General features: G+C 69.1%; 19 protein-coding genes. 7 read left to right on the forward strand and 12 right to left on the reverse strand.

Annotated elements, in window-relative coordinates; genetic code table 11:
- Positions 1 to 12: 12 nt before the first annotated feature.
- From ROA7023_RS01940 to ROA7023_RS01955, 4 genes are all read right to left on the reverse strand, one after another.
- Positions 13 to 858 carry an SGNH/GDSL hydrolase family protein gene (locus ROA7023_RS01940; RefSeq protein WP_159458423.1) on the reverse strand — a complete coding sequence of 282 codons (846 nt, stop codon included), beginning with the start codon at positions 856 to 858 and terminating at the stop codon, positions 13 to 15.
- The gene (locus ROA7023_RS01945; protein WP_085877303.1) at positions 855 to 1,628 is read right to left on the reverse strand and encodes a DUF459 domain-containing protein; all 774 of its coding nucleotides are present in this window, start codon (positions 1,626 to 1,628) and stop codon (positions 855 to 857) included. The genes ROA7023_RS01940 and ROA7023_RS01945 overlap by 4 nt, the downstream gene beginning before the upstream one ends.
- Before the next feature lie 9 nt (positions 1,629 to 1,637).
- Positions 1,638 to 3,866: an SEL1-like repeat protein gene (locus tag ROA7023_RS01950; RefSeq protein WP_085877304.1), complete on the reverse strand. Its 2,229-nt coding sequence runs from the start codon at positions 3,864 to 3,866 to the stop codon at positions 1,638 to 1,640.
- A gap of 314 nt (positions 3,867 to 4,180) precedes the next feature.
- A complete protein-coding gene (locus tag ROA7023_RS01955; protein ID WP_085877439.1) occupies positions 4,181 to 6,022 on the reverse strand; it encodes an ABC-F family ATP-binding cassette domain-containing protein in 1,842 nt (613 codons plus the stop codon).
- Positions 6,023 to 6,419: 397 nt separating this feature from the next.
- On the opposite strand from ROA7023_RS01955, the gene ROA7023_RS01960 reads away from it, so the two are divergent.
- The 7 genes from ROA7023_RS01960 to ROA7023_RS01990 all read left to right on the forward strand — a co-directional run bounded on the left by ROA7023_RS01960 (position 6,420) and on the right by ROA7023_RS01990 (position 14,268).
- Positions 6,420 to 7,400, forward strand: coding sequence for a DMT family transporter (locus ROA7023_RS01960; RefSeq protein WP_085877305.1), 981 nt, complete (start codon positions 6,420 to 6,422; stop codon positions 7,398 to 7,400).
- A gap of 200 nt (positions 7,401 to 7,600) precedes the next feature.
- Positions 7,601 to 9,193 carry an ABC transporter substrate-binding protein gene (locus ROA7023_RS01965; RefSeq protein ID WP_085877306.1) on the forward strand — a complete coding sequence of 531 codons (1,593 nt, stop codon included), beginning with the start codon at positions 7,601 to 7,603 and terminating at the stop codon, positions 9,191 to 9,193.
- Positions 9,194 to 9,362: 169 nt separating this feature from the next.
- Positions 9,363 to 10,418 carry a M24 family metallopeptidase gene (locus tag ROA7023_RS01970; protein ID WP_370739189.1) on the forward strand — a complete coding sequence of 352 codons (1,056 nt, stop codon included), beginning with the start codon at positions 9,363 to 9,365 and terminating at the stop codon, positions 10,416 to 10,418.
- Positions 10,412 to 11,419: an ABC transporter permease subunit gene (locus ROA7023_RS01975; protein WP_085877308.1), complete on the forward strand. Its 1,008-nt coding sequence runs from the start codon at positions 10,412 to 10,414 to the stop codon at positions 11,417 to 11,419. The genes ROA7023_RS01970 and ROA7023_RS01975 overlap by 7 nt, the downstream gene beginning before the upstream one ends.
- Entirely contained in the window at positions 11,419 to 12,330 is a 912-nt protein-coding gene (locus tag ROA7023_RS01980) for an ABC transporter permease subunit (protein WP_085877309.1), read from the forward strand. Before ROA7023_RS01975 ends, ROA7023_RS01980 begins: the two co-directional genes overlap by 1 nt.
- A gap of 4 nt (positions 12,331 to 12,334) precedes the next feature.
- A complete protein-coding gene (locus tag ROA7023_RS01985) occupies positions 12,335 to 13,312 on the forward strand; it encodes an ABC transporter ATP-binding protein (RefSeq protein ID WP_085877310.1) in 978 nt (325 codons plus the stop codon).
- Positions 13,309 to 14,268, forward strand: a complete 960-nt coding sequence (locus tag ROA7023_RS01990) for an ABC transporter ATP-binding protein (RefSeq protein WP_085877311.1) — start codon at positions 13,309 to 13,311, stop codon at positions 14,266 to 14,268. Before ROA7023_RS01985 ends, ROA7023_RS01990 begins: the two co-directional genes overlap by 4 nt.
- A 26-nt stretch (positions 14,269 to 14,294) precedes the next feature.
- On the opposite strand, the gene iolG is transcribed toward ROA7023_RS01990, so the two are convergent.
- The 8 genes from iolG to ROA7023_RS02030 all read right to left on the reverse strand — a co-directional run bounded on the left by iolG (position 14,295) and on the right by ROA7023_RS02030 (position 22,312).
- Positions 14,295 to 15,305 (reverse strand): inositol 2-dehydrogenase, encoded by a 1,011-nt coding sequence (gene iolG, locus ROA7023_RS01995; protein ID WP_085877312.1) that lies wholly within the window; start codon positions 15,303 to 15,305, stop codon positions 14,295 to 14,297.
- Between the two features lie 489 nt (positions 15,306 to 15,794).
- Entirely contained in the window at positions 15,795 to 16,418 is a 624-nt protein-coding gene (locus ROA7023_RS02000) for a 3-oxoacid CoA-transferase subunit B (RefSeq protein ID WP_085877313.1), read from the reverse strand.
- Positions 16,418 to 17,071 (reverse strand): CoA transferase subunit A, encoded by a 654-nt coding sequence (locus ROA7023_RS02005; RefSeq protein ID WP_085877314.1) that lies wholly within the window; start codon positions 17,069 to 17,071, stop codon positions 16,418 to 16,420. Before ROA7023_RS02005 ends, ROA7023_RS02000 begins: the two co-directional genes overlap by 1 nt.
- A 14-nt stretch (positions 17,072 to 17,085) precedes the next feature.
- The gene (locus tag ROA7023_RS02010) at positions 17,086 to 18,699 is read right to left on the reverse strand and encodes an alkaline phosphatase family protein (RefSeq protein ID WP_085877315.1); all 1,614 of its coding nucleotides are present in this window, start codon (positions 18,697 to 18,699) and stop codon (positions 17,086 to 17,088) included.
- A gap of 188 nt (positions 18,700 to 18,887) precedes the next feature.
- Entirely contained in the window at positions 18,888 to 19,394 is a 507-nt protein-coding gene (locus ROA7023_RS02015; protein WP_143535411.1) for a gluconokinase, read from the reverse strand.
- A complete protein-coding gene (locus ROA7023_RS02020; protein ID WP_085877316.1) occupies positions 19,391 to 20,158 on the reverse strand; it encodes an SDR family oxidoreductase in 768 nt (255 codons plus the stop codon). Before ROA7023_RS02020 ends, ROA7023_RS02015 begins: the two co-directional genes overlap by 4 nt.
- A gap of 117 nt (positions 20,159 to 20,275) precedes the next feature.
- Positions 20,276 to 21,076, reverse strand: coding sequence for an SDR family oxidoreductase (locus ROA7023_RS02025; RefSeq protein ID WP_085877317.1), 801 nt, complete (start codon positions 21,074 to 21,076; stop codon positions 20,276 to 20,278).
- A gap of 180 nt (positions 21,077 to 21,256) precedes the next feature.
- Positions 21,257 to 22,312, reverse strand: a complete 1,056-nt coding sequence (locus tag ROA7023_RS02030; protein WP_085877318.1) for a D-TA family PLP-dependent enzyme — start codon at positions 22,310 to 22,312, stop codon at positions 21,257 to 21,259.
- Positions 22,313 to 22,374: the final 62 nt, after the last annotated feature.

The following is a 22,374-nucleotide window of genomic DNA, read 5'->3' on the forward strand; positions in this document are numbered from 1 at the left end:
GCGCCCGGGGCGTTACTGCAGGCTCAGCGCGAAGGGATCGCTGGCCGAGGCGAGCGTCGCCGTGCCCGACACCGGCCCCAGCTGGGGAAAGCGCAGGATGATCCGGTCGAGCATCGCATCGGCCACGTAGCCATAGCCCCGGCCCGTGAAATGCGATCCGTCGGCGGTGCGCATGTTGATGCTCTGCCCGTCGAGGGTCACCGTCCGCTCGAACACCCCGTTGGGCGCGGTCATCGGCGTCAACGGCACGTAGGTCGCGCCGTAAGCGCCGGCCACGTCGGCGAAAATCGGGTTGAGCCGCACCAGGTGCCGGCCGAGGTTGGTGTTGCCGTCCGGCGCGGGGCCAAGCCAGTAGACAACGGCCCCCGAGGCCGCCGCCACGTCAAGCACCTTGGCGATCTGGTCGCGATAGGCCGCGTCCCATGCCTCGCCGAAGGGGGTGCGGCCCTCGGGGGCGATGATCGCCTGCATGTCGTTTGCACCGAAATGGGCGACGACGATGTCGGGCCGCTGGACCGCGGCGATCGCCTCGAAATTGTCGGGCCAGTTGTAATAATCGGCCCGCGCGAGCCCGGTCGAGGGCCGGCCCCGGATGACCACGTCGATCTGCAGCCTCCGCGCCTCGGCCCGCTGCACCAACAGGGTGCCGAAGCCCTGGGCCAGGCTGTCACCGATGACCAGCACGCGCGCCGGATTGCCGGGCCGGATATCCGGGCGCAGCCGCTGGGCGGTCTGCGGCGCGGGCGCGGCCGCCGACGCTCCGATCAGCAGACCCATGTCCTGGGCCACGGCGCGTCCGCCCGCGCTTCCGCACGCGGCCAGCGCGGCGGCGGCGGCCAGAAGCGCAAGCATCCTCATTGCAGGGCGAGCCCGTCCATCGCCGCCGCGCGCTCGCGGGTCTGGAACAGCCGCTCGACCTCGCCAGCCAGAAGGCCTGCGACCACGTCGTAGCCCAGCTCGGTAAAGTGGACCTGGTCCGAGATCCGCATCTGACGGACGCTGCCGTCCCATTGCGCGTTCATCACGAACTCTCCGCCGCCGAAGGTCGTGGGCTCGTGGGTGTCTACGAAACGGCCGCCGGCGGCGGTGATCGCGGCCTCCTGCAGGGCGCTGATCTCGCGGTAGCTGTCCTCGAACCGCTCCTGGCCGACGATGGGCAGGCCCATCCAGATCAGCCGGGGCGCACGGCTGCGCAGCCCCTCGGCCAGCGCCGTGGCGCGCGCACCGTAGACGACGCGCCATTCGTCCGAGCCGAAGACATGGCGGGTCGTGCCCTCGCGGATGTTGGTGATGTCGTTGGCACCGATCTGGACAACCACCAGGTCCGCGCCCTCGGCCTCCGGCCCCAGCCGGGCCAGCCAGCCTTCGGGGTCGGTCTTGGCCAAGCCGTCCGACACTTGCGTCCGGCGCAGGAGATCGACGGTGGAGCACCCCGCGAAGGCGCGGAAGAACGCGCCCCAAAGCCCGTCGGCAAGGCTGTCACCCAGCACGACGATGCGCACGCTCTCGGCCGGGCAGCCTATCCGGTCGAGCGTATCGGCCGCGGCGGCGCCCGGCCCGAGGGCCGCGATGAGGATGGCCGCGCAGGCGGTCCGGACCCCGGTCAACTTGGCAAGCATGGTGAACATCGTCCCGCCTCAGTTCGCTGTCTGCACGGAATTGGCATAGACCCGGATCGCCGAGGCGGTGTTGTTGCCACCGATCCCGTCGACCCGGCCTGAGAAGGCGCCGACATCGCGCAACCGCGTCTGGATCGCGCCGATGATCGCGCTGGGTCGGTCGTTGATCTGGTTGGCCAGCCGGTCGAGGGCCGTCGGATCCCCCGCCGAAAGCGCCGCCCAGTAGAGCTCTGCCGCCCGTTCGGTATCCTGCGGCACGCCCTCGCCGCCCTCCTCGAAGATCTCGGCCAGGAAGGAATTGGCGTGGACATAGCCCTGGTCCACCGATTGCGTGAGCCAGGCGACCGCGTCGCTGTCCGATTGCGGCACGCCCGCGCCGATCCGGTAGAAATAGCCGGTGAAGAACTGCGCGACGGAGTTGCCGCTCTCGGCATCGCGCAGGGCGATGGCAAAGGCGTCATCGGCCCCCTGCCCCTCGATCAGCTCGCGGGAATAAAGCACGGTCAGCACCTCGCCCGACAGCCAGTCGCCCCGCGCATGGCCCTCGCGGGCAAGCTGCTCGGCCCCGGTGTAATCGGCCACGTTGCCGTCGCCCGGCGCATAAAGGCTGTGGGCGGCCAGCCCGTAGGCCGCCGCGATCCCGGCCTCGATGCCGGCCTCGTAGGCGGCGCGGGCCTCGTCCATGTTGCCGGCGGCCTGCTCCACCCGGCCCAGGGCGGTGATCGCCAGCGGGTTGCCGGGATGCGCGGCCAGCACCGACCCGCAGAGCGCCCGCGCGGCCATCTGGTTGATCTCTGACAAGAGCCGCGGCCCGCCCTGCTGAGGCAGCCCGGCAGCCGTGAGACAGGCCGTCGCCGCGACCGCCTGTTCCTGCAACCCCGCGAGCGCGGCCTCGGCTTCGCCCTTGGCGGCACAGACCTCACACTCCTGCAACCAGGCCTCGATCAGCTCGGCATTGCGCTGGGTCACCGCCTCGTCGAGCGCGGCGGCCTCGGCCTGGACCCGGGTGTCCGCCTCGAGCTCGGAGACCAGCGCCGCCGCCTCCTCGCGCTGCAGACAGGCCACGCAATCGGCGATCCAGCCCCGCAGGCCGGTCAGGTCCCGGGCCGCGGCGAGCGACCGGAACGCCTCCGCCTCGGCGTCGCGGGTGGCGTCGATCTGCTCCAGCCGCGCGATCAGGGCCTCGGCCTCGTCACGGAAGGCGCAGAGCTTGCAGTTCTCCAGATAGACGGTGATCCGCCCGGGGTCGGTATCGTCGCGGATGCCCTCCCAGATCCCGGTTTCCAGCCGCAGGGCCAACTGCCGCTCGCCGATCTCGCGCAGGCGGTCGGACAGCGCGGCCTCGGACGGGCAATAGGTGCAGGTCTGCAGGTAGTCCCGGATCGGCCCTTCCTCGTCGGCGGACATCAGAAACAGCGCCTGGAACTTCTCCTGGTAGACGGCGGTCTCCATGTCCGGAAAGATCGGCGTCGCCTCGGCGCGCACCACGGCGCGGGCGGGATCGTCGTCGCCCCGCAGGATCAGGCTGTAGCGGGCCGCGCAGGGCTCCTGCCGGGTGACATTGCGCTGCAACGCGGCCGAGACATAGGCGGTCGCCTCGGCGATGGTGGTGTCGCCGTCGCCGTCGCCGAACGGGTCGCTGTCGGCAATGCCGCCGATGATGGCGTAATGCACCGGGGCGCGCGGCCCCTCGCAGGTCGCCGGGTCCGCGCCGACCATCAGGATCGACATGGCAAAGCCCGACGGCTCGATCGCGCCGCGCAGATCGGCCAGCGCCGCGGCAAGCAGATCCTCGGGGTCGTCGATCCGCAGATAGGCCATCTGCCGCGCTTCGGCATTGAAGGCCGAGACCAGCGACGACAGCCGCCCGGCGAAGGCGTCCAGCGGCATGGTCTCGCCCCCGAGGCTGACGGAAACGGCCTGATCCGCCTCCCCCTTGGCGAGCGCGAGGTCCAGCACCAGGTGAAGGTCGCCGGTCCGCGCCCCGGTCGGGCCGTCCGGCGTGGCGACGAAGGTCGAGACGGGGTTCGAACGCAGCAACGCGGCCAGCACCTGCAGCTCGGCCTCGCCCGCCTCGGGCAACCGGTCGAGCGTCAGGACCTTGAGGTCGTCGCCGGCGCTGGCGGGGCGTCCCTCGCCGGGGGCGGCGGCCAGAAAGACCAGCCGCGCCGCCTCGTCCTGCCCTTGCTGGGCCGAGGCCGGGCCCGCCGCGCCGAGGCCGAGCGCGGCGGCGAGAACCCCCGCCAATATTCCGCCAAGCCGCCCCCGCCGCCGGCCGATTGTGTGTGTCCGGTTATCCGAATCTGTTTCCTGCCGTCCCATGCTCGCCTCCATCGCCAATCAAAAGGCGGCCGCAAACGGGCTCCGCCAAGGTCCCATCCTGGCGGCTCCCGGTTTCATAAAGTATGCTGCACCGCCGGCCCCGGACAGGCCGACGCCCGGTGGCGCCCGATGAGAAAGCGGCGTCAGAGCCCACAGGTCAAGAACTGGCTGTCCCGCCCGGCCCGCGACGCACAATCCGTTGCACAATGGCCGCGATCGCAGCGACTTGGCCGCAACGATCAGCTGCCGGAGGCCTTGTCCTCCAGCTCGAGCCATTCGACCTCGGCCGCCGCCAGACGCGCCTGCCGCTCGGACAGCGCCTCGGTGGCCTTGCGGAACTTCACGGGCTCGCGAGAGAACAGCTCGGCATCCGACAACAGGCTTTCCAGCTTGGCGATCTCGGCCTCGATCCGTTCGATCACCCCGGGCAATTCCGCAAGCCTGTGGCGTTCGGTGAAGCTCAGCGCCTGTTTCTGCGTCCCGCCGGGTTGCGCCGGCGGCGGCGGCGCGGAGGGCTTCGAAGCCTTCGTTGCAGGCTGCTTCGGCGCGGCGGCGCCCGGGGCCCTGGACTGGAACTGCGCCTGGGCCTGGGCATCGGACCAGCCGCCGGCATAGGCGGTGACCCGGCCCTGCCCCTCCATCACGATCGTGGTGCTGGCCACCCGGTCGAGGAAATCCCGGTCGTGGCTGACCAGAAGGACCGTGCCGTCATAATCCCCCAGCAGGTCCTGCAACAGGTCCAGCGTCTCGATGTCCAGATCGTTGGTCGGCTCGTCCAGCACCAGCAGGTTGGAGGCCCGCGCCATGATTCGCGCCAGCAACAGCCGCGCCTTTTCGCCCCCCGACAGCGACCGCACCGGGGCGCGGGCCTGGCCCTCATCGAACAGGAACTCCTTGAGGTAGCCCACCACATGTTTCGGCGTCCCGCGAACCATGACCTGGTCGGCCTGGCCCGAGACCCGCATCTCGGGGTCGCCCACCAGGTTCTCCCACAGCGACGCATCGGGATCGAGCTGCGCCCGGGTCTGGTCGAAGACCGCGATCTCGAGGTTGGTGCCGTGGCGCAGGGAGCCTGCGTCCGGCGCGATCTCGCCCAGAAGCATCTTGATCAACGTGGTCTTGCCCACCCCGTTGGGGCCGACAAAGGCCACCCGGTCGCCGCGCTGCACGGTCAGGTCGAAGCCGCTGACGATGGGCTTGCCGTCAAAGCTCTTGGCCAGACCCTCGGCCACGATCGCCTTGCGCCCGGACTTCGGCCCCTCCTCCAGCGCCATCGCGGCCGCGCCCTGCCGGCGGATCATCGCGCCGCGCTCGGCCCGCAGATCCTGCAGGGCGCGCACCCGGCCCTGGTTGCGCTTGCGCCGGGCCGAGATCCCCTCGACCGCCCAACGCGCTTCGGCCTTGATCTTTCGGTTCAGCTTGTGGCGCTGCATGTCCTCGTCTTCCCAGACCTTGTCGCGCCAATCCTCGAACCCGTCGAAGCCGCGCTCCTGCCGCCGCACCTCGCCCCGGTCGATCCAGAGCGTGGCCCGGGTCAGCGCCCGCAGGAACGCCCGGTCGTGCGAGATCACCACGAAGGCGTCCCGCGTCTGCGCAAGCTCCCGCTCCAGCCATTGCACCGCCTCGATGTCGAGGTGGTTCGTCGGCTCGTCCAGAAGCATCAGCGACGGCGCCTCCGCCATCAGCTTTGCCAGCGCGGCCCGCCTGCGTTCCCCGCCCGAGGCATGGCCCACCGCGCGGGCAGGGTCGAACTTCAGCCCCTCGGCGACCATCTCCACGCGATAGGCCTCGGCCTCGTCCAGCCCGCTGGCCGCATAGTCGCCGAGGGTGGCAAAGCCCTCCATGCCCGGCTCCTGCTCCATATAGCCGACCGTCGTGCCCGGAGAGCGGACGACATCGCCCCGGTCCGGCTCCACCAAGCCGCCCATCACCTTCATCAGGGTCGATTTCCCCGATCCGTTGCGCCCGACGAGCGCCACCCGGTCCCCCGGCTGGATCACCAGCGACAGATCAGAGAACACGGGATCGCCGCCGAAAGTCAGCGAGATGTCGGAAAGCTGGAGAAGGGGTGCGCGTGCCATGCCAAATCCCATATGACGGCCAAGCCATGGCAGCAAGCCGGCGCCTGCGACTTCATTGCCTGAACATATCCCGGGGGTGAATGCGCCCGCGGCGCAGAGGGGGCAGCGCCCCCTGTCCGCCTGTCAAACCTCGACAACGCCGGCAGCCCGGCTTCGGAACCGACGCGCGTGTCGATGTCACGACACGGGTCCGCCGCATATCTCCGGTGGACCGCCCTCGTCCCGCGTCCTCGACCGGGCAACGGGTCCGCACCGGAGCTCCCGGGGCCCGGCACATCCCACCGTCGCGCCACCGCCCATGTGATCCCTCGGCGGCCCCGGCTGCCCTGCGCTGTTACCCTGCGCTGCGGCCCGGCGCCGTCTTGCCGGCGCGGGGCCGATTTGCGACAGAACGGCCATGTCCACACGGCGCATGTTTCTCGAGGCGGTCGGCCTGCGGCTGCTCGCGGCCTTCCTGATGACGGCCATGTCCGCCTCGGTGCATGCCGCGGCCCAGGCAGCGCCCGTAGGGCAGATCGTGTTCTGGCGGTCGGCGCTCGCGCTGGTGCCGATCTGCCTCTACATGATGTGGTGTTCGGAATTTCCCCGCGCCCTGCGCAGCAGCCGGCCCGGCCTGCACCTGACGCGCGGCACCTTCGGCGCGTTCTCCATGTGGATGTCGTTCCTGTCACTGGCCTACCTGCCCGTGGCCAACGCCCAGGCGCTGGCCTATCTCGCGCCGGTGCTGACGCTGCCGCTGGCGGCCTGGCTGCTGGGAGAGCGGCTGACCCTCACCCTGCTTGCCGCCGTCGCCCTGGGCTTCGGCGGTGTCCTGGCGCTCCTGTGGGAGGCGCTGACCCTGCCGGGGCGGGGGGCCGCGATCGGGGTCGCCGCGGGGCTGGCCTATGCGCTGACCATGGCCTTCGTCCGGGTCCACACCAAAACCATGACCCAGACCGAAAGCGCCTCGACCATCGCGTTCTATTTCGCCGTGATCGCGGCGCTGGCCGGCCTGCTGACCCTGCCATTCGGCTGGGCCAGCCTCTCGCCCGCGCAATTCTCGTGGCTCGCGCTGGCGGGCCTGCTGGGGGGCCTCGGCCATATCGCCTCGAACGAGGCCATGGCCCGCGCGCCGGTCGGAACGCTCGCCCCCTTCGACTTCAGCGGTCTGATCTGGGCGCTGGGATTCGATCTGTTGATTTTCGCGACCCTGCCCGGGCCGACCGGCCTGATCGGCGTCGCCGCGATCACCGTGGCGGCCCTGTTGGTGTGCCTTCCGCCGCGCGGCGCCGCGCCCGCGCACCCCGCGCCCCATGGCACACCGCAGAGCCCGAGCGCCCCCTTCCGCCGGCGCACAAAGCCCGCCGGCGCACAAAGCTCTGACGCGACGTCAAGGTGACGTCGGGGTCATATCAAATCTCTGTCATGGACCAGCCATCGCTGATGGCCTAACGTTTGCCCCGGGCCTCATGGCCGGACGGTCGACCCAAAGTCGGATCAGTCCCGGCCGACGATGATGGCCCCCAAAAAAGGAACCGGCGGCGGTCTGCCCTGGGCAGCCGGTCGACGGACATCGAAACCGACAGGAGGACGACACACATGTCACTCAAGAACACCTTGGCCACAGGGCTGCTGCTGACCGCATTCGGCGCGTCCGCGGCATCGGCCCAATCGTTGGTCTATTGCTCGGAAGGCTCGCCCGAGGGCTTCGACCCCGCGCTCTATACCGCGGGCACCACCTTCGACGCCTCCAGCCACCCGCTCTACAACCAGCTGACCGAATTCCGCGTCGGCACCACCGAGGTGGTCCCCGGACTGGCGGAAAGCTGGAACGTGTCCGAAGACGGCATGACCATCACGTTCAATCTGCGCGAGGGCGTGTCGTTCCACTCCAACGACATGTTCACGCCGACCCGCGACTTCAACGCGGATGACGTGATCTTCTCGTTCGACCGTCAGGGCAACGAGGAAAACCCCTACTACACCGTCTCCGGCGGCACCTGGGAATACTTCGGCGGCATGTCCATGCCCGACCTGATCGAGAGCATCGAGAAAGTCGACGACTACACCGTCGTCTTCAACCTGACCCGGCCCGAAGCGCCCTTCATCGCGAACATGGCGATGGATTTCGCCTCGATCGTGTCGAAGGAATACGCCGACGCGATGCTTGAGGCCGGCACCCCCGAGATGGTGAACCAGGCGCCCATCGGCACCGGCCCGTTCACGCTGCAGGCCTACCAGAAGGACGCGGTCATCCGCTACCTGCGCAACGACGACTACTGGGGCGAACCCGCACAGGTCGAATCGCTGATCTTCGCGATCACGCCCGACGCGTCCGTGCGCTACCAGAAGGTGCAGGCCGGCGAGTGCCATATCATGGCCTACCCCAACCCCGCCGACATCAGCGCCATGCAAGAGGCCGAAGACATCGTGGTGATGGAGCAGGAAGGCCTGAACGTCGGCTACCTGGCCTACAACACGCTGGTGCCGCCCTTCGACAACGCCAACGTGCGTCGCGCCCTGAACATGGCGATCGACAAGCAGGCGATCATCGACGTGGTCTTCCAGGGCTCCGGCCAGATCGCCAAGAACCCGATCCCGCCGACCATGTGGTCCTATAACGAGGCCGTCGTCGACGACCCCTATGACCCCGAAGCCGCCCGCGAGATGCTCGAGGCCGAGGGTGTCACCGACCTGTCGATGAAGATCTGGGCGATGCCGGTGCAGCGTCCCTACAACCCCAACGCCCGCCGCATGGCCGAGCTGATGCAGGAAGACTTTGCCCAGATCGGCGTCGAGGTTGAGATCGTGTCCTACGAGTGGGGCGAATACCTGGCCCGCTCGCGCGAGCTCGACCGTGACGGTGCGGTCCTGCTGGGCTGGACCGGCGACAACGGCGACCCGGACAACTTCCTGGCCGTGCTGCTGGGCTGCGACGGCGTGGAAAACTCCAACCGCGCGAACTGGTGCTACCAGCCGTTCGAGGACGTGATCCAGCAGGCGAAAGTCCTGTCCGACCAGTCCGAGCGGGCCGCCCTCTATGAAGAGGCTCAGGTCATCTTCAAGGAGCAGGCACCCTGGGCCACCATCGCCCATTCGGTCGTCTACATGACCATGCGCCCCGAGGTCGAAGGCTATGTCGTGCACCCGCTGGGTGGGCATATCTTCAACCAGGTCGGCCTGTCGGAATAATCGACGGACCATGTAATCGACGGACCAGGTATCGGGGCGGCGCCATGCGCGTCGCCCCGGACACCCCGGTCGCCCGTTCCGCGACATTCCCACACTGCGAAAAAGGCTGTCCGCCGTGAGCGCATCCCTCAAGACCCGCCTGTCGGACTATTCCGCCGTGGCCGCCCGCATGGGCGTCGACGCCGTCGCCCTTGTTCCGGGCCCGAATTTCACCCGCGCCGTGCAGCACCTCTTCATGAGCAACGAGCGCCCCTTTCTGCTGGTGATCCCTGCCGACGGCCCGGCCGCCGCGCTCGTCCCCAACCTCGAACTGCGCAGCTGGGAGCTTGTGGGCTTCGACGGCGCCGTCTTCGACTGGCGCGACCAGGACGGATACGACGCCGCCTTCGCGGGGCTGATGGACCATCTGGGCATCGCCTCCCTCGGGGTCGAGGGCCAGGTCATGCGGGTCTTCATCCACCACGCTTTCCTCAAGGCTCGGCCCGACCTGCGGATCGTCGATGCCGAACGCGAGATCTCGGCCCTGCGGATGATCAAGACGCCGGACGACATCGCCGCCCTGCAAGCCGCCATCGACATTTCCGAACGCGCACTGGCCCGAACGCTGGACAGCGTCCGCCTGGGCCAGACCGAGAAAGAGATCGAGCAGGTGCTGATCCAGGCGCTCTTCGCCGAAGGGGCCGAGGATCAGTCCTTTCCGCCCATCGTGGCCGCCGGCGACGGCTCTGCCCGGCCCCATGCGAAGGCCCGCGCCGATTACGCGGTCAAGGCCGGCGACGCGCTGCTGCTGGATTTCGGCGCCCGCAAGCATGGCTTCGCCGCCGACATCACCCGCACCGTGTTCCTCGACCATGTCAGCGACGAAGGGGCCGCGGTCTATGACACCGTGCTGCGCGCCAACCTGGCCGGGTTCGACATCACCCGCGCCGGCGTGACCGCCCACCAGATCGACGACCACGTGATCGGCGTGCTCGAGGCCTCGCCCTATGCCGACCGTATCCGCACCAAGACCGGCCATGGCCTGGGTCGGGACGTCCACGAGGCGCCCTACATCATGCGCGGCAACCACATGGTCCTGCCCGCGGGCACGGTCTATACCAACGAGCCCGGACTCTACGAGATCGACAATTTCGGCGTTCGGATCGAGGACGACGTGCTGATCACCGAAGGCGGCTGCACCTCCTTGACCAGCTTTCCCAAAGAGATGACGGTGCTCAGATGCTGAATTATATCCTGGGCCGCCTGCTGACCTTCGTGCCGACCTTCATCGGGGTCACGCTGATTTCATTCGGCTTCATCCGGATGCTGCCGGGGGACCCGATCATCGTGATGGCGGGCGAACGCGGCCTGACCGAGGAACGCTATGCCGAGCTGTCGGCACAATTCGGCTTCGACCGGCCGCTGCCGGTGCAGTTCTGGGAATACCTGACCGGCGTCCTGCAAGGCGACCTCGGCACCTCGTTCGTCACCAAGCGCCCGGTCTGGGACGAGTTCTTTTCACTGTTCCCCGCCACGCTGGAGCTGTCGGTCTGCGCGATGATCTTCGCCGTGGCGCTGGGGCTGCCCGCGGGCGTGATCGCCGCCGTGAACCGCGGCAAGTTCTTCGACCGGGCGCTGATGTCCACGGCGCTGGTGGGCTATTCGATGCCGATCTTCTGGTGGGCGCTGCTGCTGATCATCGTCGTTTCCGGCACCCTGCAATGGACGCCCGTCTCGGGCCGGATCGACCTGCTTTACTACTTCCCGAATCCCACGGGCTTCATGCTCTACGACAGCCTCGTGTCGGGCCAGAGTGGCGCGTTCGGCTCGGCCGTGCGGCACCTGGTCCTGCCCACGATCGTGCTGGGCACGATCCCGCTGGCCGTGATCGCCCGCCAGACCCGGTCGGCCATGCTGGAAGTCCTGAGCGAGGATTACATCCGCACCGCCCGCGCCAAGGGCCTGAACCCGTCGCGCATCAACGGCATCCACGCCCTGCGCAACGCGCTGATCCCGGTCATCACGGTGATCGGCCTGTCGGTCGGCACGCTGCTGGCCGGGGCGATCCTGACCGAGACGATCTTCAGCTGGCCCGGCATCGGCAAGTGGATGGTCGACAGCATCTTCCGCCGTGACTACCCGGTGGTGCAGGGCGGGCTGTTGCTGATCGCGGTCATGGTGATGATCGTGAACCTCATCGTCGACATGCTCTACGGCGTCATCAACCCCAAGATCAGGAAGCGCTGATGACCGAGACCGCGGCCTCTCCCGCCCCGCCCGCCGAGGCGCCAGAACGTCCCGGCCGCCTGCGCGAGTTCTGGTTCTATTTCCGCGAGAACCGGGGCGCGGTCGCCGGGCTCTGGGTCTTTGCCGGGTTCGCGTTCCTCGCGCTGTTCGGGCCCTGGATCGCGCCCCATGACGCGACCGAGCAATTCCGCGACTTCGCCCTGCAACCGCCGGTCTGGCAAGAGGGCGGAAGCTGGACCTATGTCCTGGGCACCGACCCGCTGGGCCGCGACATGCTCTCGCGGCTGATCGAGGGGGCGCGCTATTCGTTCTTCGTGGGCATCGTGGTCGTCAGTGTCGCCGCCTCGGGCGGGATCTTCATCGGCGTGCTGTCGGGGTTCGCGCCCAAATGGGTCGACACGATCATCATGCGGGTGATGGACATCATCCTCGCCTTCCCCTCCCTGCTGCTGGCGCTGGTGCTGGTGGCGATCCTCGGGCCCTCGCTGACCAATGCGATGATCGCCATCGCCATCGTGCTGCAACCGCATTACGTCCGCCTGACCCGCGCCAGCGTGCTGTCAGAGCGGCAGAAGGACTATGTCACCTCGGCCCGGGTCGTGGGCGCGGGCCGACTTCGGCTGATGTTCATCACCGTACTGCCCAATTGCCTCGCTCCGATCATCGTGCAGGCGGCGCTGTCGTTCTCGACCGCGATCCTCGACGCCGCGGCGCTCGGCTTTCTTGGGATGGGGGCGCAGCCGCCGACACCGGAATGGGGCACCATGCTGGCCGAGGCGCGCGAATTCATCCTGCGCGCCTGGTGGGTCGTGACCTTCCCCGGCCTCGCCATACTCGTCACCGTCCTTGCGATCAACCTGATGGGCGACGGGCTGCGCGACGCCCTCGATCCCAAGATGAAGAGGAGCTAGCGCCATCTCTCTCCTGCGCATCAGAAACCTCAGCGTCGATTTCGCGACGTCGGGCGGGCAGTTCCGCGCCGTCGACGCGGTCGACCAGGATGTGAACACCGGCGAGATCCTCGCCATCGTGGGCGAAAGCGGCTCTGGCAAGTCGGTCTCGATGCTGGCGGTCATGGGGCTTCTGCCCTGGACCGCGACGGTCACCGCCGACGAGGTCAGCTTCAACGGCCAGGACCTGCTGCGGATCGAGCCCCGCGCCCGCCGCCGGATCGTCGGCAACGAGATGGCGATGATCTTCCAGGAGCCGATGTCCTCGCTCAATCCCTGCTTCCCGGTGGGCTGGCAGATCAAGGAAGTGCTGCGCTATCACCTCGGCCTCGGGCGCAGGGCGCGGCACGCCCGCGCGATCGAGCTGTTCCAGCAGGTCGGCATCCCAGACCCCGAGCGGCGGCTGGCCGCCTTCCCGCACCAGATGTCGGGCGGCATGAACCAGCGGGTGATGATCGCCATGGCCATCGCCTGCAAGCCCAAGCTGCTGATCGCGGACGAGCCGACCACCGCGCTCGACGTCACCATCCAGGCGCAGATCCTCGACCTTCTGAAATCCCTGCGCGACGACAGCGGCATGGGCCTTGTGCTCATCACCCATGACATGGGCGTGGTGGCCGAGACCGCCGAGCGTGTCAGCGTGCAATACGCCGGCCAGAAGATCGAAGAGCAGCCCGTCGTGCCGCTGTTCCGCGACCCGCATCACCCCTATACCAAGGCCCTGCTCGACGCCCTGCCCGAGCGCGCCACCGAAAAGCGCCTGCCGACGATCCCGGGCGTCGTGCCGGGACAATTCGACCGGCCCGCCGGCTGTCTCTTCTCGCCGCGCTGCAAGTTCGCCGATGCCAGGTGCAAGGCGCAGGCGCCGACGGTTCAGGGCCCCGAATGGGGCTTTGCCCGCTGTTTCTATCCCCTGGGCGAAGACGAAAGGGTCCTGTCATGACAGCCGAGACGGTCATGTCCGCCACCGGGCTCAAGCGTGATTACGACGTGGGCGGCGGCCTGTTCAGCAAGCCGCGTGTCCTGCACGCCGTCGCGGGCGTCGATTTCCGGCTCAGCCCGCGCAAGACACTGGCCGTGGTGGGCGAAAGCGGCTGCGGGAAATCCACCCTCGCGCGAATGGTCACGATGATCGAGGCGCCGACGGCCGGCACGCTGACCCTCGACAGCACCGACATGGTGCCCGAGACCTGGCCCCAACTGCGCCAGCACGTGCAGATAGTGTTCCAGGATCCCTACGGATCGCTCAACCCGCGCCAGCGGGTGGGTACGATCCTCGAGGAACCGCTGGTCATCAACCGCCCCCGGATGTCATCCGCCGAGCGCGAGGCCAAGGCCCGCGAGATGCTGGGCCTCGTCGGCCTGCGGCCCGAGCATTACGACCGCTATCCGCACATGTTCTCGGGCGGTCAGCGCCAGCGGATCGCCATCGCGCGGGCGCTGATGCTCGACCCCAAGGTGCTGGTGCTGGACGAGCCCGTCTCTGCACTCGACCTCTCGATCCAGAGCGCGATCATCAACCTGCTGGTGGACCTGCAGGATCGGCTCGACCTCGCCTATCTCTTCATCAGCCACGATCTGAGCGTGGTGCGGCACCTCGCCGACGACGTGATGGTCATGTATCTGGGCCGCGTGGTCGAACGTGGCGCCAAGGAGGCGATCTTCGGCGCCCCCCAGCATCCCTATACGCAGGCGTTGCTCTCGGCCACGCCCAAGGCCGATCCGACCGCGGCGCACGAGCGCATCAAGCTGGCGGGGGAATTGCCGTCGCCCTTCGACGTATCGGACGGCTGCCCCTTCGCGCCGCGGTGCTGGAAAGTGGCCGACAAATGCCGCAGGGAACGCCCCGCGCTGTCGGACGACGCCCATGCCGCGGCCTGTTTCTTTCCCGGAGCCTGAGCGGGCGGCGCCGCCATGCGCCTCGCTCAGCCCTGGCCCAGCATTTCCGGCGTCACGGCGACCGGCGTGCCGGTCTTTGCCGACAGTGTCGCCGCCTCGGCGATCGCCAGGGCATTGATGCCGTCCTGCAAGGTCGCCGGCATGGGCGTGCCGCCCTCGACCGCCGCCACGAACGCCGCCCATTCGATCTCGTAGGCGCGCATGTAGCGCTGAAGAAAGAAGAACTCGGGCTTCGCGCTCTCGACGCCGGTCCCGGTGGATTTGCGCACCGTGTTCTCCAGCACGTTCTCCACCGAAAGCATCCCCTCGGAGCCGAGGTATTCCAGCCGCTGGTCATAGCCATAGGCCGCGCGGCGCGAGTTCCGGATGACGCAGATGCGCCCGTCCGCATAGCGCAGCACGATCACCGCCGTGTCCACGTCCCCGGCCTCGCCGATCGCCGGGTCGACGAGTGAACTCGCCGTGGCGGTCACCGTCTCGGGCACGCCGCCCATAATCCAGCTCGCCATGTCGAAATCGTGGATCGCCATGTCCCGGAACAGCCCGCCGGAGACGCCGATATAGGCCAGGGGCGGCGGCGCGGGATCGAATGAGGTGATGGACAGCAGCTCGCCCTTGCCAATCTCTCCGGCATCGAAGGCGGCCTTGGCCGCAGCGAAGCTGGGATCGAAGCGGCGGTTGAAGCCGACCATGACGGGCCGGCCGGTGCTGTCGGCGGCCGCCTTGCAAGCCAGCGCCCGGTCGAGCGACAGATCCACCGGCTTTTCGCAAAGCACCGCCTTGCCGGCCGCCGTCGCCGCTTCGATCAGGGGCGAATGGGTGTCGGTCGGGGTCGCGATCAGCACCGCGTCGATGGCCGGATCGGCGATGATCTGCTCGGAACTGCGGACCTCGGCGCCACAGGTCGCCGCAAGCGCTTCGGCCGCGGGCGCGTGCACGTCCGAGATCGCGGCCAGCCGGCTGTTCGCGTTCGAGGCGATGGCCCTGGCATGAACCTGGCCGATGCGTCCGGCGCCGAGAAGACCGATGGTCAGCATGAATATCCCTCCGACAAGGTTCCGACACTTGGGACCGCGAAAGATGCGGCACGTCCCGAGGGCCCGCTGCCCCTCGGGTTCGCAAGTCATGTGCCAGAAGTGGGATACCGCGGCCAAGAGCCCCATGCGCGTTTCATATCATTCACATCATTGGAATGACGGAATTGCATGACGGATTACAGCAGGGCCCTGCCTGCGCCGCCGTCTCGGCGACAAGACCACCCGCGGTGCACGGCCGGATCGACGCAGGAGTTTCATGCTGCGCAAGCGCCCCGCCGGCGCCAGACCTCAGTCTCACCCGGGACCTTGCCGACGAGGAAAATCAAAAAAGTCCCCAATGTTTCGGCAAAAGGTGGCAATATATCCATGAGGCATATCCACGACCACGCCCCGGGCTTTCGTCGCGCCCGCGCGGCGGACCCGGTCGCGGGTCAGGACAGCCGGCCGAGGCCCTGCCCCCGGCGGTCCCCGGTCCCGATCCGGGCGTGCTCAGGCGGCAAGCGGGGCGCCGGTCACCGCGCGGAGGGCCTCCAGCGTTATGCCCGGCGCGAGCTCGACGATGCCCAGCCCGCCGGGCCCCGGCGCGAAGACCCCCATCTCGGTCACGATGAGGTCCACCGGGCGCTCCGATGTCAGCGGCAGGGTGCAGGTCCCGACGATCTTGGGCGCCCCCCGGGCGGTGTGTGTCATGGCGACGATGACCCGTTTCGCGCCGCCCACAAGGTCCATTGCCCCGCCCATGCCCGGCACCATCTTGCCCGGCACCATCCAGTTGGCGAGCCGGCCCTGGCCGTCCACCTGCAGGCCGCCCAGCACGGTGACATCCACGTGCCCGCCGCGGATCAGGCCGAAGCTCATGGCGCTGTCCATAGCCGCGGCCCCCGGCACCGCGGTGATGAAGCCGCCGCCCGCATCGGTCAGGTCCGGGTCCTCCATCCCCTCGGGCGGGCGGGCCCCCATGCCGATCACGCCGTTCTCGGCCTGGAAGAACACCCCGGCATCGGCCGGAATGTAGCCCGCCACGAGGCTCGGCAGCCCGATCCCGAGGTTGACCAGCGTGCCGGGCAGGATCTCTTGCGCGACGCGGGCGGCGATGTAGTCCTTGGGCTCCATCAGGCGGGCCTTTCGAGGATATGGGTCACGATCGCGCCGGGGGTGCGCACGGCATCGGGCGGGATCACCCCCACGGGCACGATTGCTTCGGGCTCAGCGATGACGGTGTCGGCGGCCATCGCCATCAGCGGGTTGAAGTTCTGCGCGGTCAGGAAATATTCCAGATTGCCCACGTAGTCCGAGCGACGCGCGGCGATCAGGGCGAAATCCGCCCGCAGGGGCTCCTCCAGCAGATATGGCTTGCCGGCGACCTCGATGATCCGCTTGCCCTCTGCCACGAGGGTGCCGAGCCCGGTCGGCGTGAGGATGCCGCCCAGCCCGACGCCGCCCGCGCGGATGCGCTCGACCAGCGTGCCCTGGGGCACGAGATCGACCGCGATGCGGCCCGTGTTCATCTCGGCCTGGGTCTCGGGGTTGAGCCCGATATGCGAAACCACCATCCGCGCCACGAGCCCGGCCGAGACCAGCTTGCCGATCCCCTTGCCGGGCATCGCGCTGTCATTGGCGATGATCGTAAGGTCCCTTGGGCCGGCCGCCACGATGGCGTCGATCAGCCGGTGCGGCGTGCCCACCGCCATGAAACCGCCGATCATCAGCGTCGCCCCGTCCGGGATCATCGCCGCCGCGGCCTCTGTCTTCAGCGCACTTTTCATCCCGGGCCCCGCTGTCAGTTTCCGCTGTCGCCGCCGGCGTCCATGGCCGCGTCGATCTCTGCCTGGTCCCAGAAGCCGATGGCGATGCCCGCCCGCAGGTCGCCGTCGCCCACAGCCTCGATCTCGGCATCCGAGACGGTGACGCGGGAATGGTGGCCGCGCGCCCAGCGGTTCATGATCGCCTCCAGCCGGGCGCATTCCCCGGCATGGGCCGGATCGGCGCCAAGATCGCAAAGCTCCTGTGGGTCGGCTTCGAGGTCGTAGAGCATGGGCCGGAAGCCCTCCGCATGGATGAATTTCCAGCGGCCGTCGAAGACCATGACAAGCCGGCAATCGGCGACCGGCTGGTTCAGGCTGCGCCGCGCCCCGCGCAGGGAATAATCGTATTCGCTGATCGCGACATTGCGCCAGGGCACATCCTGCCCGCGCAGCAGCGGCAGCAGCGAGCGGCCTTCGAGGATATGCGGCCGCGCCTCGCCCCCGGCCCAGTCGACGAAGGTCGGCAGCAGGTCGATCGCCTCCGCCAGCGGTGTCAGCACCTGCCCGCGCGTCGCGTCGGCCTCGGGCGACGGGTCCACGACGATCAGCGGGATCCGGGCCGAGGGATCGTGGAACAGCTCTTTCTCGCCCAGCCAGTGGTCACCGAGGTAGTCGCCGTGGTCCGAGGTGAAGACGATCAGCGTCTCCTTGCTGAGGCCCGTCTCGTCAAGATACGCCATCAGCCGCCCGATCTGGTCGTCGATCTGCGCGATCAGCCCCATGTAGGCCGGGATCACCCGTTCGCGGACCTCTTCGCGGGCGAACACCTGCGAGAACCGATGCCCCATGTAGGCGGCATGGAGCGGATGCGGGTCGGCGCGTTCGGCCTCGCTGCGCACCAGCGGCTGGATATGCTCGGGGCCATACATGTCGTGGTAGGGCGCGGGCACGATATAGGGCCAGTGCGGCTTGATGTAGCTGAGGTGCAGGCACCAGGGCGCGTCGCCCGCATCCTCGATGAATTCGATGGCACGGGTGGTGGTATAGGGCGTCTCGCTCTCGGCCTCGTCCACGCGGGCGGGCTTGTCGGCGTTCTCCATCAGCCAGCCCGAGAGGATCTCTCCGTCGTCGCCCTCGGCGGAATTGGCCCATTGCTCCCACGGGTTGGGGCCGCCGAAGCCGAGGCCGCGCAGGTGGTCCTCGTAGTGCGAGGGGCGCGGCAGGGGGGCGGGGTGCAGACCATCGAGCCTGTCCCAGACCTCGAACCCGCATTCCGCCAGCCGGTTGCCGATCCCCGAGCCGGGGTCGATGCCAAGGCGGGACATGCCCGCGATATCGGGCACCATGTGGGTCTTGCCGCAGAGCGCGGTCCGAAGGCCCAGGGGGCCCAGGTGGTCGCCCATGGTCATCTCGCCCACCCGCAGCGGGATGCCGTTCCAGGTGGAGCCGTGGCTGCGGGTATAGCGCCCGGTGTAGAACGACATCCGGCTTGGCCCGCAGATCGGCGACTGGACATAGGCCCGGTCGAACCGCGCACCGCGGGCGGCGAGCGCGTCGATATGTGGGGTTTTCAGATGCGGGTGGCCCGCGCATCCCAGGTAGTCGAACCGCAGCTGGTCGCACATGATGAAAAGGATGTTCCTGGCCATGCCGCGCGGCGTCCTCTCACTCAGGTGTCGGCCCGGCCCGGCCCGGCGGTCCGATCGGCCTCTGGGCGGGAATGCTAAAGCGGCCCCGCCCGACGTGCCAGAGGTTTTCCGTGGCCGACCGCCGTGCACGCGGGCGCACTGGTCGCGCACGCGGGCGCACTGGTCGCGCAGGCGGGCGTGCTGGCCGGTCAGCTCGGCGCACCCTCGGCCTGCAGCCCGGCGATCAGCGCCGCGACCACCGCGTCGGGCGGCTGTTCGATATCGGCGGTGACCGCCCGCTCCTCGGGGCCGGGCTCTTCCAGGGTCGCAAGCTGGCTGTCGAGCAGCGCGGCGGGCATGAAATGGCCGGGCCGGTTCGAAACCCGCGCCTGCAGGGTGGCCCGCGTCCCGCGCAGATAGAGGAACGTCACCGGCGCTCCGGCGGCTTCGGTGATCCGGGCGCGGTAGATGCGCCTGAGCGCGGAACAGGCCACGACGATGTTCGGCACGCGCAGGACCCGGCCGACCTCGTCGAGCCAGGGGGCCCGGTCGGCATCGGTCAGCGGCGTGCCCCGCGCCATCTTGGCCACGTTGGCGGGCGGGTGCAGATCGTCGCCGTCATGGAAGATGGCGCCCAGCCGCGCGGCCAGCATCGCGCCGATCAGGCTCTTGCCGCAGCCCGAGACGCCCATGACCACGTAGCGGCCGTCGCTCATAGCGCGGCCGTGATGCCGCCGTCCACATAGACGGTGGTGCCGTTGACGAAGGACGACGCGGCCGAGGACAGGAAGATGCAGGCGCCCACCAACTCTTCGACCCGGCCCCAGCGGCCGGCCGGCGTGCGCTTGGCCAGCCAGTCCGAGAACGCCGCGTCCTCGACCAGGGCCCGGTTGAGAGGAGTCTCGAAATAGCCCGGCGCAAGCGCGTTGCATTGCAGACCGTGGCGGGCCCAGTCGGTCGCCATCCCCTTGGTCAAATTCGCCACCGCGCCCTTGGTGGCGGCATAGGGCCCGATGCCGGGACGCGTCAGCAGGGTCTGGACCGAGGCGATGTTGACGATCTTGCCCGCGCCCCGCGCGATCATGTGCCGGGCGACCGCCTGGCCCACGTGAAAGACGCTGGCGATGTTGGTCTGCAGCAGGTCCTCGAAAGCGTCGGGCGGAAAATCCTCCAACGGGGCGCGGTGCTGCATGCCGGCGTTGTTCACCAAGATGTCGATCGGCCCGGTGCCGGCCTCGAAGCCGTCGATGGCCGCCCGCACGGCGGCATGGTCCGTCACGTCGAAGGCCAATATGTCCACTTTGGCCCCGTCCGCCCGCAGGCTCGCCGCAGCGTCCGACAGCTTGTCCGCGTCGCGCCCGTTCAGCACGACCGCCGCCCCCGCCCCGCAGAGCCCCCGGGCCAGGGCCAGCCCGATACCCTGGGAGGACCCGGTGATCAGCGCGGTCTTGCCCGCGAGGTCGAACAGCTCAAGGCTCATCTGGCATCTCCCGGCCGGGAATGGATCGGGCCGGCACCGCCCGGCCCGCGGCACCTTGGGTGCAGATACCGCAGGCCGGGCCGGGGCGGAATACCCCCCCCCGGCCGCGGCGCGCCCTCAGCCGCCGGGGGTCGCGGCCGATCCGGCCAGCAGACCGCCGTCGATGGTCAGCTCCGCGCCGGTCATGTAGGCGGCCTCGTCCGAGGCCAGCAGCACCGCGATCGCCGCGACCTCGCGCGGTTCGCCGAAGCGCCGCAGCGGCGTGTCGGCCACCAGCGCGGCGGCGCGGGCGGCACGGTCGGGGCCATCGCCCAGCATCGGCTCCCACATCGGGGTCATCACCGCGGCCGGGTGGATCGAGTTGCAGCGGATGTTCAGCCCCTGCCCCGCACAATAGAGCGCGACAGTCTTGGTATGGTTGCGGACCGCGGCCTTGGAGGCGGCATAGGCCGCCGCCGCCGGTATGCCCACAAGCCCGGACCGCGAGGAGATGTTGATGATCGCCCCCGCGCCCGCCGCCCGCATCGCGCCGATGGCATAGCGGCACCCGAGGAACGTGCCGTCGAGGTTGACCGCATGGACCGCCCGCCAATCGGCGAGCTGCGCATGCTCGGGATCGTGGGCGGGGGGCGGCCCGTCGAACGGCCCCTCGAAGCCGGTCACGCCGGCGTTGTTCACCAGCACATCCAGCGTCGGGACCCTTGCGGCGATCCGGCTCCAGTCCGCCTCAGACGCGACGTCGAGCGGCAGGAACTCCGCGCCGATGGCCCGGGCCGTCGCCGCGCCGGCGGCGGTGTCGATATCGGTGACGATGACTCGGGCGCCCTCCTCGGCAAAGGCGGTGGCGATGGCGATGGCGGCGCCGATGCCGCGGGCAGCCCCGGTCACAAGGGCGGTCTTTCCAGTCAATCTGGTCATGGGGTATCCTGGGGTATGTGCGATGGAATGCGGGCGTCGCCGCCCGATGCGTACCGCCCGGTCGGGGCGGTCTGTCCGGATTACCGGTTGCGCGTGTCCATCGTCGTCACTCCCTGAAGGTGGGATCGTCGGTACCGGACCGGGCGCGTTCCGTCAACGCTCCGCCGGGTGACAGTCCGGTCAGGTCAGAGCCCCGCGCGAGGTGACTTGCGCGATCTCCTCGACCTCGTCGCCGCGCATCAGGTGGACCCGGTCGAAGAGGTTGCTGACCACGCAGGCGTGGTTCGGGACGATCCGCAGCCGCTCGCCGATCTCGGGCTTGCGCGTGCAGGCCGACAGATCCACGACGCCGTGCTCTTCGGACAGCCCGGTGACCACCGCGTCGGGATAGGCCGGCAGATGCCCGAAGCCGGGCGCGCCGCAGGTATCGGCCGCGAGCGCCTTGGACCCGGCGTCGAGCACCGCGCGATCCGGCGTCGGCCGGCTGACCACCGTGGCCAGCACCGTCATCGCGCAATCCTGCAACGTGCCGTGGCCCCAGGCGACCTGCATCCGGTCGGAATACACATATGTCCCGGGCCGATACTCGGTCGCCACCGGGATCTGCCCGGCCCGCAACAGATCCGGCGTGCCTCCGGTGGAGATCACCTCTGACGCGAGCCCCGCATCCTCCAGCAGCGCCTTTGCCCGGGTCAGCCAGTCGTTCGTCTCCGGCCCGTGGCCCAGCGGCGGATAGGTCATCAGCCCGCCGAAATGCAGCCCCTCGGCCGCGTCGATCTGTCGGGCGAGGGACAGGGCCGCCTCGGGCGATTGCACGCCGCAGCGCCCCATGCCGGTGTCGCATTCCACCAGCACCGTCAGCGGGGCCTCGGGCCCGAATCGCGCGGCGTAGCCGGCGACGGTCTCGGCGCTGTCGGCGGTCACGCTCAGGCGCACGCGCCCGTGCAGCGCCGCGAGACGGTCGAGCTTGGCGGCCCCGAGGATGTTGTAGGGCAGGAAAATGTCAGCAAGGCCGCCATCGGCCATCGCCTCGGCCTCGCCCAGCTTCTGGCAGGTGACGCCGACCGCGCCCAGGGCGACCTGGCGCCGGGCCAACCCGGGCAACTTGTGGGTCTTCACGTGCGGCCGCAGACCCAGGCCGAGGTCGTTGGCCAGATCCTGCGCCATCGCCAGATTCGCCTCGGCCCTGTCCATGTCGATCAGCACTGCCGGTGTCTGTATCGCGTCGATATGCATGGCCCCTGCCTCGCTCCTTGCCGTCTTTGTCCGGCGCACCGTTACCGCGCCTGCGGGCGGAG

The sequence above is a fragment of the Roseisalinus antarcticus genome, assembly GCF_900172355.1.
GTDB classification, from domain to species: Bacteria; Pseudomonadota; Alphaproteobacteria; order Rhodobacterales; family Rhodobacteraceae; genus Oceanicola; species Oceanicola antarcticus_A.